General features: G+C 73.3%; 14 protein-coding genes. 6 read left to right on the top strand and 8 right to left on the bottom strand.

From position 1 onward, the window contains the following. Window positions 1-6: 6 nt before the first annotated feature. From AB0D99_RS27780 to AB0D99_RS27765, 4 genes are read right to left on the bottom strand one after another with little or no spacing between them, the layout of a single operon-like run. Window positions 7-813 carry an alpha/beta fold hydrolase gene (locus AB0D99_RS27780; RefSeq protein ID WP_362367925.1) on the bottom strand — a complete coding sequence of 269 codons (807 nt, stop codon included), beginning with the start codon at window positions 811-813 and terminating at the stop codon, window positions 7-9. Further along, window positions 810-1,607 (bottom strand): aspartate dehydrogenase domain-containing protein, encoded by a 798-nt coding sequence (locus tag AB0D99_RS27775; RefSeq protein ID WP_362367922.1) that lies wholly within the window; start codon window positions 1,605-1,607, stop codon window positions 810-812. Before AB0D99_RS27775 ends, AB0D99_RS27780 begins: the two co-directional genes overlap by 4 nt. After that, a complete protein-coding gene (locus AB0D99_RS27770; protein WP_362367919.1) occupies window positions 1,604-2,548 on the bottom strand; it encodes a VOC family protein in 945 nt (314 codons plus the stop codon). The genes AB0D99_RS27775 and AB0D99_RS27770 overlap by 4 nt, the downstream gene beginning before the upstream one ends. A 30-nt stretch (window positions 2,549-2,578) precedes the next feature. Next, complete coding sequence (locus tag AB0D99_RS27765) at window positions 2,579-4,063, bottom strand: aldehyde dehydrogenase (protein WP_362367916.1); 1,485 nt, start codon at window positions 4,061-4,063, stop codon at window positions 2,579-2,581. Window positions 4,064-4,355: 292 nt separating this feature from the next. Between AB0D99_RS27765 and AB0D99_RS27760 the strand changes: the two genes are divergently transcribed. Both AB0D99_RS27760 and AB0D99_RS27755 read left to right on the top strand, forming a co-directional pair. Further along, window positions 4,356-5,720 carry an MFS transporter gene (locus AB0D99_RS27760; RefSeq protein WP_362367913.1) on the top strand — a complete coding sequence of 455 codons (1,365 nt, stop codon included), beginning with the start codon at window positions 4,356-4,358 and terminating at the stop codon, window positions 5,718-5,720. 94 nt (window positions 5,721-5,814) lie between these two features. Then, complete coding sequence (locus tag AB0D99_RS27755) at window positions 5,815-6,354, top strand: MarR family transcriptional regulator (RefSeq protein ID WP_362367910.1); 540 nt, start codon at window positions 5,815-5,817, stop codon at window positions 6,352-6,354. 15 nt (window positions 6,355-6,369) lie between these two features. Here the strand turns inward: AB0D99_RS27755 and AB0D99_RS27750 are convergent, their stop codons facing one another. After that, entirely contained in the window at window positions 6,370-7,566 is a 1,197-nt protein-coding gene (locus AB0D99_RS27750) for an MFS transporter (RefSeq protein ID WP_362367907.1), read from the bottom strand. 209 nt (window positions 7,567-7,775) lie between these two features. On the opposite strand from AB0D99_RS27750, the gene AB0D99_RS27745 reads away from it, so the two are divergent. Next, window positions 7,776-10,106 (top strand): alpha-N-acetylglucosaminidase, encoded by a 2,331-nt coding sequence (locus AB0D99_RS27745; protein WP_362367904.1) that lies wholly within the window; start codon window positions 7,776-7,778, stop codon window positions 10,104-10,106. A gap of 76 nt (window positions 10,107-10,182) precedes the next feature. Continuing rightward, on the top strand, window positions 10,183-10,599 hold the full coding sequence (locus AB0D99_RS27740; RefSeq protein ID WP_362367901.1) for a Rieske (2Fe-2S) protein: 417 nt from the start codon (window positions 10,183-10,185) through the stop codon (window positions 10,597-10,599). Here the strand turns inward: AB0D99_RS27740 and AB0D99_RS27735 are convergent. Beyond that, entirely contained in the window at window positions 10,586-11,245 is a 660-nt protein-coding gene (locus AB0D99_RS27735; RefSeq protein WP_362367898.1) for a cysteine hydrolase, read from the bottom strand. The two genes, AB0D99_RS27740 and AB0D99_RS27735, sit on opposite strands and share 14 nt — an antisense overlap. A gap of 111 nt (window positions 11,246-11,356) precedes the next feature. Between AB0D99_RS27735 and AB0D99_RS27730 the strand changes: the two genes are divergently transcribed. Further along, window positions 11,357-11,824, top strand: a complete 468-nt coding sequence (locus AB0D99_RS27730) for a pyridoxamine 5'-phosphate oxidase family protein (RefSeq protein ID WP_362367895.1) — start codon at window positions 11,357-11,359, stop codon at window positions 11,822-11,824. A 168-nt stretch (window positions 11,825-11,992) separates the two neighbouring features. On the opposite strand, the gene AB0D99_RS27725 is transcribed toward AB0D99_RS27730, so the two are convergent. Continuing rightward, window positions 11,993-12,898: a LysR family transcriptional regulator gene (locus AB0D99_RS27725; protein ID WP_362367892.1), complete on the bottom strand. Its 906-nt coding sequence runs from the start codon at window positions 12,896-12,898 to the stop codon at window positions 11,993-11,995. Between the two features lie 74 nt (window positions 12,899-12,972). Between AB0D99_RS27725 and AB0D99_RS27720 the strand changes: the two genes are divergently transcribed. Next, on the top strand, window positions 12,973-13,944 hold the full coding sequence (locus AB0D99_RS27720) for a DMT family transporter (protein ID WP_362367889.1): 972 nt from the start codon (window positions 12,973-12,975) through the stop codon (window positions 13,942-13,944). A 41-nt stretch (window positions 13,945-13,985) separates the two neighbouring features. On the opposite strand, the gene AB0D99_RS27715 is transcribed toward AB0D99_RS27720, so the two are convergent. After that, window positions 13,986-15,317: an aminotransferase class I/II-fold pyridoxal phosphate-dependent enzyme gene (locus AB0D99_RS27715; RefSeq protein WP_362367886.1), complete on the bottom strand. Its 1,332-nt coding sequence runs from the start codon at window positions 15,315-15,317 to the stop codon at window positions 13,986-13,988. Window positions 15,318-15,325 lie beyond the last annotated feature (8 nt).

Below are 15,325 nucleotides of genomic sequence, written 5' to 3'. Positions count from 1 at the left end.
CGGCTCCTATTCGGGGATGCGTGCGGTGATGCGGAGGTGGGAGAGGACCCAGGCGTTGAAGCGCCCGGGCTGCTCCTGGTTGGCCAGGTGACCGGCGTCCTTGACGATCACGAAGGCGGTCTTGTGGAGGGCGCCGGCGATGGTCTGGCTCGCTTCGATGCCGGTGACCTCGTCCTGGTCGCCGCAGAGGACGAGCGAGGGCGCGGCGATCGAGGGGAGTTCGGCCCGGAGGTCGGCCGAGGCCATGGACTCGGCGGCGTAGGCGTAGCCCGGCAGCCGCACCGAGGCCGCCATGGTGTCGACGATGCGCCGGACCAGTTCGGCCGGGGCTCCGGGCGACACGAGGCGGGGTCCGCGGGCGGCAGCGAAGGCGCGCGGGCCGAGTTCGGCCAGTTCGGTGGCGCGGGCCCGCATGCCCGCGGCCTTGCGCTCGTCCGTGCCCGAGCCCGGACTGGAGTCGGCGACGATCAGCGAGGCGACCAGATCCGGGTGGCGGGCGGCGAGCCGCAGGGCGATCACGCCGCCCCAGGAGACGCCGAGCACATGGGCGCTCCCGCCGCGCTCGCGGATCAGTCCTGCCGCCACGTCCGCGAAGTCGTCGAGGGTGAGGGGGGCCTCGGGGTCGGGCGACGAGGCGTAGCCGGGGGCGTCCCAGGCGACGACCCGTGCGTACGGGGCGAGTTCGGCGAGCTGCGGGGCGAAGGCCGCCGACGACGAACCGATGCCGTGCAGGCACAGGAGCAGGGGTCCGTGGTCACCCGCCTCCTCGACGTGGACCTCCGCGGAGGCGGGGGCGAGGACGCCGGCGCTCACAGGATCTGCCCCGTCCGTCCGGCGAGCGCCGCGAGGCTGCGCAGGACCGCGTACGGCACGACCTGGCTGGTCGCCGGGTTGCCGGGGTCCGGCAGGTGCGCGACCTCGAAGCGGTACGTCCCGTGCGGTCCGGCCGCCTCGATGACGTGCCGGGTGTGGTGGGCCGCGGGATCGGCGACGACCCGGACCCGCACAGCGTCCAGGTCGCCGACGGCCAGCGCGACCGAGGCGGCCACGTTCGTCGATTTCGGAAAGCTGACCGGGACCTCGCGGGCCGTGCCGGTCATGACCTCGACCGGGCCGGTCGCCGTCCGCATCCGGTGCAGCAACTCCTCGTCCATCCAGGGCTGTTCGAGGGTCGAGGGCAGCTTGGTGGTGGTGAGCCGGACGTCGCTGAGCGGTCCGAGGGAGCGGGCGGCCTGGAGCAGGTCGAGTCCGCCGACGGCACCGCCGGTGAAGTACACCCGGCCCGGGCCCGCGGCGAGGAGCCGCTTCGCCAGCTCGTCGTCGGTCAGTGCCCCGGTGGAGGCGATCAGCAGGTCGGTGCCGGAGGCGAGCACCCGCTCGCCCCATTCCCGTACGACGCCCTGGCCCGCCGCCTCCACGATCAGGTCGCAGCGGTCCAGCGCCTCTTCGAAGGGGACCTGTGGGGCCGGGGCCGCCTCGCCGAGCGGGCGGTTGTCGACGACGCACTCGAGTGCGGCGCCGCTCACGTCGCCCGCTGCGAGCGCGGTGCCGACGGTCCGGCCGATCGCGCCCCAGCCGACGATGCCGACCTTGCGTGCGGTGTTCATGCGGAGACCTCCTGGGCGTCGACGGGGGCGAGCGGGCCGGGGTCCGGCGCGCCGGCCATGTGGGCGCGGATCTCCTTCGACGGCGGGCCCGCCGTCCCCCACAGGTCGGACAGGTCGGGCACCCGCCGCCACACCCGGGCGATCCACGCGTCCTCGACGATCTGGGCGACCTCGGAGGTGTACTCGCAGACCAGTCCGGAGGGGTCGGTGAAGTAGGAGAAGGTGTTGTTGCCCGGGCCGTGCCGGCCGGGGCCCCATTGCGGGGTGATGCCGTGGTGGCGGAGCCGGCCGAGGCCGCGCATGAAGTGGTCGACCGAGGTCATCTCGTACGCCACGTGGTTGAGCGAGGTCCACTCGGCCTGGTTGAAGGCGATGCAGTGGTGGTCGGCGTTGCAGCGGAGGAACGCCATCTGGTGCTCGGACCAGTCGGAGACGCGCAGGCCGAGGACCTCGCGGTAGAAGGCGACGGCGGCGTCGATGTCGACGGTGTTGAGCACGGCGTGGGTGACCCCGACGGGTACGGCGCCGTCCCGTCCGCGCGGGACGACGGCCTCGACATGGGCGCTGATCTCGATGAGGCGCCCTTCGGGATCGGTGAACCGCAGTCCGTATCCGCCGCCGGCCCGGTCCAGCGGTCCGGGCCCGAAGACGGGGGTGAGGGAGCGTGCCTCCAGGCGCCGGGCCGCCTCGTCCACCTCGGCCGGGGTCCCGACGGCGAAGGAGATCCGGCCGAGACCGACGCGCTCGCGCTCGGTCAGCTGGAGCACGTGGTGTTCGTCGCCGGTGCCGCGCAGCCAGCGGGTTCCCGTGTCGGACTCGACGGTTTCGAGGCCCCAGACGTCCTCGTAGAAGCCGGCGGCCTCGGTGAAGGCGGGGGTGTACAGCTCGACGGAGCGCAGCGAGCGGAGCCGGGCGATCGGACCTGGCGGTGTGGGGTGCATGAGTCTCTCCAGGGCGGCGGGGATGCCGGGTCAGTTGGCCCAGGGCAGGGGGAGGTCGGAGGTGCCCCAGTACAGGGACTTCTGTCGCTGGTAGGCGCGGATCGCGTCCCGGCCCTTCTCCGTGCCGAGGCCGCTCTCCTTCCACCCGCTGAACGGGGTGGAGGCGCTGAACTGCTTGTACGTGTTGATCCAGACGGTGCCGGCCTCGATCCGGCGGGCGATCCGCCAGGCCGCGCGCAGGTCGCGGGTCCAGATGCCGCAGGCAAGTCCGTACACGGAGTCGTTGGCCTGGCGGACGAGGTCGTCCTCGTCGTCGTAGGGCAGGGCGACGAGGACGGGACCGAAGATCTCCTCCCGGCAGGTGCGGGAGGTGTTGGACAGCCCGTCCAGGACGGTCGGGAGGTAGTACGCGCCGTCCTGGTACCGCTCGCCCTCGGGCGCGGCCCCACCGCACAGCACGCGCGCGCCTTCGGAGCGGGCGAGGTCGACGTAGGCGGCGACCGAGTCGCGGTGGCGGTGGTGCACGAGGGGCCCGACCTGGGTGGCCGGATCGGTGCCGGGACCGACGCGGAGCTTGCGGACGCGCTCGACGAGTTCGCCGACGAAGGTGTCGTAGATCTCGCGTGCCACGAAGAGACGCGATCCGGCGATGCAGGACTGGCCGCTGGACGAGAAGATCCCGAACAGCACTCCGGCCAGGGCCTGCTCCATGTCGGCGTCGGCGCGCACGACGGTCGGCGACTTGCCGCCCAGCTCCAGCGAGGCGGGGACGAGCTTCCCGGCGGCGACGGCGGCGATCGAGCGGCCGGTCTCGGTGCCCCCGGTGAATCCGATCCGGGCGACGAGGGGGTGGCGTACGAGGGCGTCGCCGACGACCCTCCCGCTGCCCGGCAGTACCGACAGCAGGGCGGTGGGCAGGCCGAACTCGTCGAGTGCCCGGGTGATCAGCCGCCCGAGGGCGAGGGAGACCAGCGGGGTCCAGGCGGCGGGCTTGAGGAGGACGGCGTTGCCGGCGGCGAGCGCGGGGGCGATCTTCTGCGCGTCGCTGGCGACCGGTGAGTTCCACGGGTTGATCGCGCCGACCACGCCGATCGGTTCGTGGACGCTCAGGGTGACGTACGGGCCTCGGGACGGGGTGACCGCGTCCTCTGCGGTCTCCAGGGCGGCGGCCATGTAGCGGAAGGTTCCCGCCGCGCTGAGCGCCAGGGCCCTGGTCTCGGTGAGGGTCTTGCCGGTGTCGGCGGTCTGCAGGGCGGCGAGTTCGGGGGCGGCCTCTTCGGTGAGCTCGGCGATCCGGTGCAGGAGCCGGGCTCGCTGGTGGGCGAGCATGTCCCGCCAGGCGGGGTCCGCCATCGCCTTCGCGGCGGCTTCGGCGGCTTCGGCGACCTCTGCGGCGGAGGCGGAGCGCACGGTGGCGAGCACCCGGCCGGTCGCCGGATCGACGGTGTCGAGGGGCTCGCCCGCACCACGTCGCCACTGGCCCGCGATCAGGATGTCGGTGGAAGGGAGCGGCACGGGTGGACCTCCGGGCGGGCGGCGGAAGGGGAGTCGGCTCCGGGCACGGACGAATCCGGCGCGATCCCGTCACCGGAATCGTCGAAGCACTAGAAATCTAAGTGCTTAACTATTTCTCGACAAGCCCCTGAGTCGAGATCGTTGCCGAATCGGCCTTGAGCACGACCTTCAGGGAACCGAAGATGGTCGTCGGGCCTGCGAGACGGAGATCTCTAGGCGCTTAACCATTGACCGCTTAGATATGGACCCCTACTGTCTCGGCAACTCCCCTGCCCGCGGAAGGACCCCCTCCATGACGACTGTGGCCGGCAAGCAGGCCATCGGCTCCGTAGCCGCGCGACTCGAACGGCTTCCGCACTCCCGGTGGCACGTGAAGGTCCGCTTCCTGATCGGCGCCGTCACCTTCTTCGAGGCGTTCGACCAGCTCCTGGCCGCGTCCGCGCTGCCCGTGCTGATGAAGGAGTGGCATCTGACCACCGGGCAGGCCACCCTCGCCGTGACCGCCGCCTCCCTCGGCATGCTGCTCGGCGCCCTCGGCGCCGGCTGGCTGGGAGACCGGATCGGCCGGGTCCGTACCGTCGCCCTCGGCGTCGGGATCACCGGCCTCGCCAGCCTCGCGGTCGCGCTCTCCGGCGGCATCGAGACCTTCTCGCTCTTCCGGTTCGTCCAGGGTCTCGGCATCGGCGGCGTCGTCCCTGTCGCCGCGACCTACATCAACGAGATCGCCCGCTCCGACAAGCGGGGCCGGTTCGTCCTCCTGTACGAGATGATCTTCCCCGCAGGACTCGCCGCGGCCACGCTGGTGGCCGTGTGGGTGGTCCCGAACCTCGGCTGGCGCGCGATGTTCGTCATCGGCACCATCCCGGTCCTGCTCGCCGCCGCGCTCCCCCGCCACGTGGCCGAGTCACCGCGCTGGCTGCTGGCCCGCGGACGCACCCAGGAGGCGGAGGAGGTCATCGCGCGCATCGAGGCCGAGGTCGCCCGCTCCACCGCCGGGCCGCTGCCCGCCCCCGCCGCCGAGCTGTCCGACGAGACGTCCCGCGGCCGCCTGCTCGACCTCTTCCGCGGACGCTACCTCCGGCGGACGGCGGTCCTCTCGGGTCTGTGGTTCGTCGCCTACTACGTGAACCACGGCATCTCCACCTGGCTGCCCTCGCTCTACACGAAGACGTTCGGCCTGGATCTGACCACCGCCCTCGTCTACACCCTGCTGAGCAATGTGACCGGCCTGCTCGGCACACTCATCGTCGCGCTCCTGATCGACCGCGTCGGCCGCAGGCCCGCCCTCGCGGGCGCGCTCGTCGGCACCGTGCTCTCGCTGGGCGTGCTCGCCCTGGCCGGCGCGACCTCGGGCGGCCAGGTGGCGCTCTTCGCCTCCTGCACGACCTTCTTCCTCTACGCCGTCAACGCCGGCCTCTACCTGTACTCGCCCGAGCTGTACCCCACCTCCAACCGGGCCAGGGGCGCCGCGTTCGGTGGCGTGTGGAACCGGCTCGGCGTCATCCTCGGCCCGGTGACCGTCGGCGCGATCCTCGGAGCGGGCGGCAGCCTCACCCTCGTCTTCCTGCAGCTCGCCGTGGTGGCCGCGGTGGGTGCCGCGATCGCCTGCTTCGCCGTCGAGACCAAGGGCAGGACGCTGGAGGAGCTCAACGCCTGAGGCACCCGGAGCGGACGACCGCACGCTTTCACCTCAGGGCTAAGATTCTCACCGCTGTGAGAATTCGGGGGACATGCCGGACGAGGGGAAGAGCATGGCTGCATCGAGGCCGTCGGACCGAGACGCCGTCGCGAGCGTGATCGAGGACTGGGCACGGGAGAGGCCCGAGCTGGACACCAGCCCGCTGGAGGTCCTCGCCCGTCTCCACCGGTCCTTCCTGCGCTACAGCACCCGGCTCACGGCCTCGATCGAACGGCACGGTCTGTCCGTGGCGGGCTTCGACGTCCTCACCGCGCTCCGGCGGGCCGGACACCCGCACCGGCTGACGGCCGGCCAGCTCGCCGACTCCGGCCTCGTCTCCTCGGCCGGGGTGACGCTGCGCATCGACCGCCTGGAGAAGGACGGCCTCATCGTCCGTGAACGGGACGCCGACGACCGCCGCGTCGTCTACTCCCGTCTCACCGACAAGGGACTCGCGACGGTGGACACCGTCTTCGCCGAGCATCTGGACAACGAGCGCCGGATGCTCGGCGGCCTGTCCCCCTCGGAACGCCGCCAGCTCGCACGGCTGCTGCGCAAGCTGGAGGAGTCGATCATCGGCTCCGACGAGGACCCGGCGGACACGACCGCGTAGGGCCCGGTCGGCAGGTCAGTCCGGGGCCGGGACCGTCCGGGGGCGCGTCCTCATGGAAAGCAGCGGCACGACGAGCACGAACAGCGCGAGGGCCGCGAAGCCGTAGGTGAGGCTGGAGGCCGTGGCGACCGCGGCGACGAGGAGCGGGCCTCCGGCGTCGCCGAGCTCGCGGCCGAGTTCGGCCGAACCCATGGTCTGGCCCATCCGCTCCTCGGGCGTGCTCGTGGCGAGCGCCGTGAAGCCGAGCGGGGTGATCAGCCCCGTGCCCGCGCCGATGAGGACCGCCGCCGTGAGGACGCCCGCCAGGCCGGGCAGCATCGCGCAGAGGAGGCCGAGGGACGTGACGCCGAGGCCGGTGGCGAGCCCGCCCCGTACGCTGACGCGGCCGGCGTCCAGGGCCCGTCCCGCGTACGGCTGGACCACGGCGGCGGACGCGGCCAGGACGGACACGGCCGCTCCGGTGGCCACGGTCCCGAGACCGGCGGCGGCCCCCGACACGGGCAGGAAGCCCACACCGACCGAGAGGGCGGCGGTCGCCGCGGCCAGGGCCGCGGTGGGCGCGAGGAAGGTCCGGTCGGCCAGGCGCCTGGCCAGGTCGGCGAGGGTCTGGCGCTGCTTCGGGAGCGGCGGCACGGCGGGTACGGCCACCGCGGCCCACAGGGCGACGGCGAGGCCGAGCACGGCGAGCACGACGAACAGCAGGCGCAGCCCGCCGGCCCAGACGAGGAGCCCGCCCAGGAGGGGCCCGAGGGTGTACCCGATGGACTTGTGGAAGCCGTAGCCTCCGAAGGCGCGTCCGCGCTTGGCGGCCGGGTTGAGGCGGGCGACGAGCGCGGAGGCCGAGGGAGAGAACGCGGACGCGGCGGCGCCCTGGCCCAGCCGGGCGGCCCACAGCCATCCGGGGCTGTCCGCGATCGCGTACAGCGCGGAGGCGAGGGCGAAGGCCGTCAGGCCGCCGAGCAGCACCGGCTTGGCGCCGATGCGGTCGGCCAACGAACCGAAGACGGGTTTGAGGACGACCTCGGCGCCGTCGTACAGCGCGAGCAGGCCGCCGAGGACGAGCAGCGAGGTGACGGCGTCGTCCGAGAAGCCGCCGAGATTGGCGGCGATGCCGTGGGCGCCGAACGCGGTGGTGAACCCGGCCGCGTACAGGGGCCACATGGACCGCCTCGGCGCGGGCGCCCGACCGGTGGCCCGGGGTGCCGTGCTCATGGCTGGTCGTCCGTGCCGGTGACAGTCACGCCGGGGAATGTAGCAGGGGAACCCAGCCGGGGGGCGTCCACGAACGCGTGATCGGCGTCCCCTCCCGTGCACCCGCGAGGATGAGCCGGACGGTGTCCGCGGCTCCGCCTGCGGCCGCGAGGCGGGCGGTCGGCGGAGAGTGATCGCACCATTCGTCGATCACCCGAGCAGGGAGCCAGATGGGCACCGACCTGGTCCTTCGATGCCGCCGGGCGCTGGTCGCGGTCGCGCTGGCCGCGACCTGCGCGCTGGCGGTACCGGCCCCCACCCCCGCCATGGCCGCCGCCCACGCGTCGGCCCGGGCGTCCGCGAGCACACGGTCCGACGCCCGCGCCGACGCGCTCACCCGCGCCCCCGCCGAGGCCCCGGCCGCCCCCGCCGACCTCCCGGTCACGGCCCCCGCCTTCGACCCCGCGCCCGCGCGGGCGAGCCTGGAACGCCTGTTGCCCTCCCACGCCGCGCAGTTCACCCTGCTGGCGGTCGAGCGGCCGGCCTCCGGCGACTTCTTCTCGGTCTCCGGAACGCCCGGCGCGATCCGGGTCCGGGGCACCTCCCCGGCCACGCTGCTCACCGGAGTGGGCTGGTACCTGGAGCGGATCGCCGGGGTCGACATCGGGTGGCCGGGCGACAGCCTCGACCGGCTCCCCGCCACACTCCCCGGCGTCACCGGCACCGTCACCCGCTCGGCGTCCGTGCCCCACCGCTACGCCCTGAACGACACCGACGAGGGCTACTCGGGCGCCTACCGCGACTTCGCCTCGTACCGGCATCAGATCGACCTGATGGCGCTGCACGGCGTGAACGAGGTCTTCGTCCCGACCGGCGCCGAGTACTCCTCCTACCGGGCTCTCCAGCAGTTCGGCTACAGCGCGGCGGAGTTGCGCGCGTGGATCCCCGGCCCGGCCCATCAGGCGTGGTGGCTGCTGCAGAACGTGTCCGGCTTCGGCGGCCCGGTCTCCGAGCACCTGATCGAGGCCCGCGCGGCGCTCGGGCGCCGGATCGCGGGCCACCTGCGCTCACTGGGCATGACGCCGGTGCTGCCGGGCTTCTTCGGCACGGTGCCACCGGACTTCGCCGCCCGGAACCCGGGCGCGGTCACCGTCCCGCAGGGCAGGTGGCTGGGGTTCGACCGTCCCGACTGGCTGGACCCTACCGGACCGGTCTTCGATCGGCTGGCCGCCGCCTACTACCGCGTCCAGCAGCGGCAGTTCGGCGACAGCGACATGTTCAAGATGGATCTGCTGCACGAGGGCGGCACCGCGGGACAGGTCGACGTCCCGAGCGCCGCCGGCGCCGTCCAACGGGCCCTGGAGGCGGCGCGTCCGGGCGCCACCTGGGTCATGCTCGGCTGGCAGTCGAACCCGACCGCGACCCTCCTGAGCGGCGTGGACCGCGACCGGGTGCTGATCGTCGACGGACTCTCGGACCGCTACGACGGCCTCGACCGCGAGACACAGTGGGGCGGTACGCCGTACGCCTTCGGCTCCATCCCCAACTTCGGCGGTCACACCAGTCTCGGCGCCAACACCGGAGCGTGGGTGAGCCGCTTCCATACCTGGCTGGCCAAGCCGAACAGCGCCCTGCGCGGCATCGCCTACCTCCCGGAGGGCACCGGCGGGAATCCGGCCGCCTTCGACCTCTTCACCGAACTGGCCTGGCAGCCCGGACCGATCGACCAGCGGGCGTGGTTCGCCGCGTACGCGGCCCGGCGGTACGGCGGTCCCGACCCGCATGCGGCGGCCGCCTGGGAGCAGCTGCGCCTCGGCCCGTACAGCGCGCGTACGGGTACCTGGAGCGAGCCGCAGGACAGCCTCTTCGCCGCGCGGCCGAGCCTGACGGCGACGAAGGCGGCCCGTTGGAGTCCGAGCGGCATGCGGTACGAGGCGGCCTCGGTGGAGCGGGCGCTCGCGGAGCTGCTCCAGGTCGCGCCCGAGCTGAGGACCACCGACGCGTACCGCTTCGACCTCGTGGACGTCGCGCGGCAGGCGCTGACCAACCGCTCCCGCGTCCTGCTGCCCCGCGTCAGGGCGGCGTACGAGGCCGGGGATCTGGCGGGCTTCCGGGCGCTGGTGCGGGAGTGGAACGCCGACGAGGAGCTGCTCGGGCGGCTGGTCGGCTCCGATCGCCGGTTCCTGCTCGGCCCGTGGCTCGCCGACGCCCGTTCCTGGGGCGCCGATCCGGCCGAGCGGGACCGGCTGGAGTACGACGCCCGTTCGATCCTGACCACGTGGGGCGGCCGGGTGCCGAGCGAGACGGGCGGGCTGCGCGACTACGCCAACCGTGAGTGGGCGGGGCTCGTCCAGGACGTCTACGCCCCGCGCTGGGCGGCGTACTTCGCGAGCCTCGACTCCGCGCTGGTGAACGGCACCGCTCCGGTCGCGATCGACTGGTTCGCGAGCGACGACGCCTGGGCGCGCGGGCACCGGACCTACCCGACGGCTCCGTCCGGTGATCCCGTCGCTCTCGCGCGCGAGGTGGCGGACCGCGTCGGCGATGTCATCCCGCGTTGAACGTTTCCGGGTGCGGGCTCGTACTGACTCCTGACAGGGTGATCGCCTCGATGTGATCGAAAGGCAAGGGGAGCACATGAGTGGAGTGGCACGCCGGACGGTGGTCTCGGCTGCGGGCGGCATGGGCCTGGTGGCCGTACTGACCGCATGCGGCGCGGACGGGGACTCGGGCGGCGGCGGTACGGGCGGCGCACCACAGGAGCCGGGCGCGCCCTTGGCGAAGACCGCGGACATCCCGGTGGGCGGCGGCAAGGTGCTGGAGGGTCAGGGGGTGGTGATCACCCAGCCGAAGGCCGGTGAGTTCAAGGCGTTCTCGTCCAAGTGCACCCATCAGGGCTGCGCCGTCAGCGGCGTCGCCGACGGCGTCATCACCTGCCCGTGCCACCAGAGTCTGTTCGACGCCTCGGACGGCAGTGTGAAGGGCGGGCCGGCCACGGCCCCGCTGCCGCCCACTCCGATCAAGGTCGAGGGGGACTCGATCACGCTCGCGTGACGCGCCGGGGGCTCTTCCAGCAGTCCAGCACCTCGTCGGTGGTGGCGACGGTGGAGACGAGCGCGAGCGTGTGACGGATCATCGCGGGGGTGTAGTCGGCCGGCACCCCCGCGATGGCGTCCCCGGGTACGACCACCGTGTAGCCGAGGTTGACCGCGTCGAAGACGGCGTTGGGGACGGCCACGTTGGCGGAGACGCCGGTGACGACGAGGGTGCGGCAGCCGAGGTTGCGCAGCAGCGGGTCGACGTCGGTGCCGGCGAGGGGCGACAGGCCGTGCAGCCGTCGCACGACGAGGTCCTGGTCGGCGACCTCGATCGGTGCGGCGATGCGTACCGCCGTGCTGCCGCTGTGCTGTTGTACGGGGAGTCGGGCGGCGGCGCGGAAGAGTCGGGCGTTGTTGTTGGCGCCGCGGCCGTCGGGTCGGCGCTCGGCGACCGCGTGCACCACCTGTACGTCGGCCTCGTGCGCGGCGGAGACCAGCCGGGCGACGTTCCGCAGAGCACCCGAGGCCCGCGCGGCGGTGGCGAGTTCGGGCAGCGCGCTGTCGCGCCCCACGACACCTTCCTGGCATTCGACGGTGAGCAGCACCGTGCCGGCCGGGTCGAGCTGCTCCTGGAGCTGTGCCCGCTGATGTGTGCTGGTCATGGTCCCCCCTGTGTCGCGTTCCGGGCGGGCGAGGTTAGCCACCCTTGCCTCCGGAGGGAAGAGCCTCCATGATTTCTGACACTTCATCAGAATGCCAGAAGGGGGCGGACGATGACCGTCGCACAGCGCCGGGGACGCCGGATCATGATGACCCCGGCCGAGCTGGACACCTTCCTGACCGAGCAGCGCACCTGCCGGGTGGCGACGGTCTCGGCCGACGGCCGCCCGCATGTCGGCGCGCTCTGGTTCGTCTGGGACGGGACCTCGCTCTGGCTCTACTCGATCACCCGCAGCCGCCGGTGGGCGGAGCTGCGCGACAACCCCCGGATCGCGGTGGTGGTGGACGACGGCGAGGAGTACGGGGAGCTGCGCGGCGCCGAGCTGTCGGGCACGGCGGTCTTCGTCGGCGAGGCCCCGCGTACGGGCGAGCCCTGCCCCGAACTCGACGTCCCCGAAAGACTCTTCGCCGCGAAGAACTTCGGCCTGGACACGATGCCGCACGACGGCCGCCACGCCTGGCTGAAGCTGACGCCGGAAGCGGTGGCCTCGTGGGACTTCCGAAAACTGGCGGCGCTCTGAGGGGCATGCCCCTCACCCGCCCGAGGGACGCGGCCCCCACCCGCTCAGGGGGCAGGCACGCCCCTCACCCGCTCCGGGATCGCGGCTCCGGGTCCGCCGCGCCCGGGGCGGCCGGTACCCCGCGCGGGAGCGCGCGGCCCCCATCCGCCCTCGCGCCGTCCCGGCGCCTCAGCTGTTCAGGGGCTCCCCCGCGCTCCGGAGCGCCTCCACCGCCGCCCGGATCGAGGGCCGCCGGTCGGCGTCGGTGCGCCAGGTCGCGTAGATGTGGCGGCGCATCTTCTGCCGTACGGGGACGAACGCGACGCCCTCCGGGACCGGGCCCCGCCCGAGCCGTGGTGTGACGCAGACACCGAACCCGGCGGCGACCAGCGCGAGCTGGGTGTGGTGCTCCCCCGCGAAGTGGGCGATGCGCGGCTCCATGCCCTGCGAGCGCAGGGTGAACAGCAGCCAGTCGTGACAGAACTCGCCCTCCGGCCAGGAGACCCACTCCTCGTCGCCGAAGTCCACGAGGTCCACCTCGTCGCGCGAGGCGAGCGGGTGGTCCGCGGGCATGGCGACGTCCGCCGCGTCGTCGAGGAGGTGGGCGCGCTCCAGCCCTCCGGGCACGGGCGCCCGCTTGTTGCTCCAGTCGAGGACGATGGCGAGGTCGGCGTCGCCGCGCAGCACCTCGCGGATGCTCTGCTCCGGCTCCAGCTCGGCCGTCCTCACCCGCAGCTCGGGGTGGGCGGTGCGCAGCGCGACGAGGGCGCTCGGCAGCAGCCCGCGCGCGACCGTCGGGAAGGCCGCGATCCGCACCTCGCCCACGACCTGTCCGCGCTGCGCCTCGATGTCGGCCTGCGCCACCTCGACCTGGGAGAGGATGCGTGCGGCATGCTCGGCGAGGAGCAGTCCCGCATCGGTCAGCCGCACGCCCCGGCCGTTCTTGGCGAGCAGTTGTTGGCCGATCTCCCGCTCCAGCTTGGACAGCTGCTGGGAGACGGCCGAGGTCGTCACGTGCAGTCCGTCGGCGGCTCCGCTGACGGAGCCGTGCCGTGCGACGGCGTCCAGGGTCCGCAGGCGCTCCAGGTTCAACATGTAAGCAATGCTAAGCGAACGGATTCAATTAATCTCGCTTGTTCTACGAGATGGCAGCCGTCACGCTGGATCCCATGACGGTCGACTGGCGGATTCGCTTCGGTGTGCTGGCCCTGATCTGGGGCTTCAGCTTCCTCTTCATCAAGGTCGGTACGGAAGGGTTCGCGCCGTTCCAGGTGACCTTCGGCCGTCTGCTGTTCGGTACGGCGGTGCTCGCCGTCGCCATGCTCCTCAAGCGCGAGCGGCTGCCGCGCGGCCGCCGGACGTGGCTGCACCTCACGGTCGCCGCGTTCCTGCTGAACGCCCTTCCGTTCTCGCTGTTCTCGTACGCGGAGCTGACCATCCCCTCGACGCTTGCGGGCATCTGCAACGCGACGACGCCGCTGTGGGGCATGGTCCTGTCGCTGGTGGCGCTCTCGGAGGACCGCCCGACGCGGGTGCGGGCGGCGGGCCTGGGCATCGGCTTCATCGGCGTACTGACGGTGCTCGGCGCCTGGCAGGGCTTCTCGGGACTGGACGTCACGGGCACGATGCTGGCGCTGCTCGCCTCGTTCAGCTACGCCGTCGGCTGGATCTACGTCCGCCGCACTCTGACGGGCACCGGGGCGTCGAACCTCTCCCTCGCCGGGTCCCAGGTCGGCCTGGCGACCCTGCAACTGGCGGTGGTGACGCCCCTGTTCACCTCGCTCCCGTCCTCGATCGAGACCGTCCCGCTGCTCGCGGTCATCGCCCTGGGAGCGCTGGGCACGGGGTACGCGATGCTGCTGCAGTACGGCGTGGTCGCGGAGGTGGGCCCGACGACGGCGGCGATGGTCACGTACTTCATCCCGGTCATCGCCACCGCGGCGGGCGTCGCCGTCCTGGACGAGCAGCTGAGCTGGAACACCCCGGTGGGCGCCGTGATCGTGCTGGCGGGGGCGGCCCTCACCCAGACCCGCCCCCGCTCCACCCGCGGCGTGGTGCTCGCGACCGCCGTCCCGACGGAGCCGGCCGCGTCGGAACCGGCGCCTCCCGAGCCCGCGGCCACGACGACCCGCCACCCCTAGAGCACCCGTGGAACACCCGCAGAAACGCGGGGAACCGACCCTCAGCCGTAGCTCCGCGCCGGCGCCGGTCCCGCCGCGTCGGCGACCGCGTCGGCCAGGGTCTCGACGTCGCCGGGGGTCAGGTCGGAGACGGTCAGCCGGACGGCCGGGCCCGTCGCCAGGCGGAAGCGGGCGCCCGGAGCCGCCGCCCAGCCCGCGCCGAGCAGCCGGGTCACCGCGCCCGTCTCGTCCGCGACCGGCACCCACACGTTCATCCCGCTCCGCCCGTGCGCCTCGACACCTCGCCGGCGCAGCGCGCGCACGAGCCCGTCGCGCCGCTCCCCGTAGGAGCCCGCCACCGCCGCCGCGTCCACCGCGCCGGTCGCCCAGAGGTGCGCGACGGTGCGCTGGAGCAGCCTGCTGACCCAGCCCGGACCGAGCCGCTGGCGACCGAGCACCCGGTCGACGGTCTCCGGGTCGCCACTGAACGCGGCGATCCGCAGATCCGGCCCGTACGCCTTGGCCACCGAGCGCACGAAGGCCCAGTGACGGGTCACTCCGGCGAGAGGGTGGAGCGGCAGGTCGACGATCCCGTGACCGTGGTCGTCCTCGATGAGCAGCACGTCGGGGTGGCCGGCGAGGAGCCGGCGCAGGGCGGCGGCGCGGGTCGCGCCGATGGCCGCACCGGTCGGGTTCTGCGCGCGGTCGGTGACGATCACCGCGCGCACACCCTCCCGCAGCGCGGCCTCCACGGCCTCCGGCAGCGGCCCTTCGTCGTCGACCGCGACCGGCACCGGCCGCAGGCCGAGCGCGGGCACGAGGTCGAGCAGGCTTCCCCATCCCGGATCCTCGACGGCGACGGCGTCCCCCGCCCTGAGATGGACGGCCAGCACCCGTTCGATGGCGTCGAGCGACCCGGAGGCGACCGCGACCGGCCCTTCGGGGACACCGTCGGCGTCCAGCGCGGCGCGGGCGAGGCGGGCGAACCCCTCGTCGACGGGGGCCTCCGCGTACATGCCGGGCCGCTCGGCCTCACGCCGCGCCGCCTCGGCGAGCGCCCCACCCAGCGGCGGCAGCAGGGCGGGGTCCGGATTGCCCCTGCTGACGTCCCGCACACCGGCGGGTGCCTCCACCCGGATCGATCCGCGGGCCGTCGTCGCGGGCCTGAGTCGCACCCGGCTGCCCCGCCGCCCGTCCGTCTCGATGACCCCGCGCTCCCGCAGGGTCCGGTACGCGGCCGCGACCGTGTTCGGGTTGACGCCGAGAGTCGTCGCCAACTCCCGCATGGGTGGCAGCAGTTGCCCAGGCTCCAGCACCCCGTCCGCCACGCCCCGCTCGACGCTGGCGGCGATCTCCGATGCGCGACGGCCTTCGATCCGATACTCTCCTAGCACAAAACAGA

The organism is Streptomyces sp. NPDC047971, from assembly GCF_040653355.1.
Classification (GTDB): Bacteria; Actinomycetota; Actinomycetes; order Streptomycetales; family Streptomycetaceae; genus Streptomyces.
The sequence above is the reverse complement of the archived record's forward strand: the minus strand, read 5'-3'. Positions and strand labels throughout refer to the sequence as shown.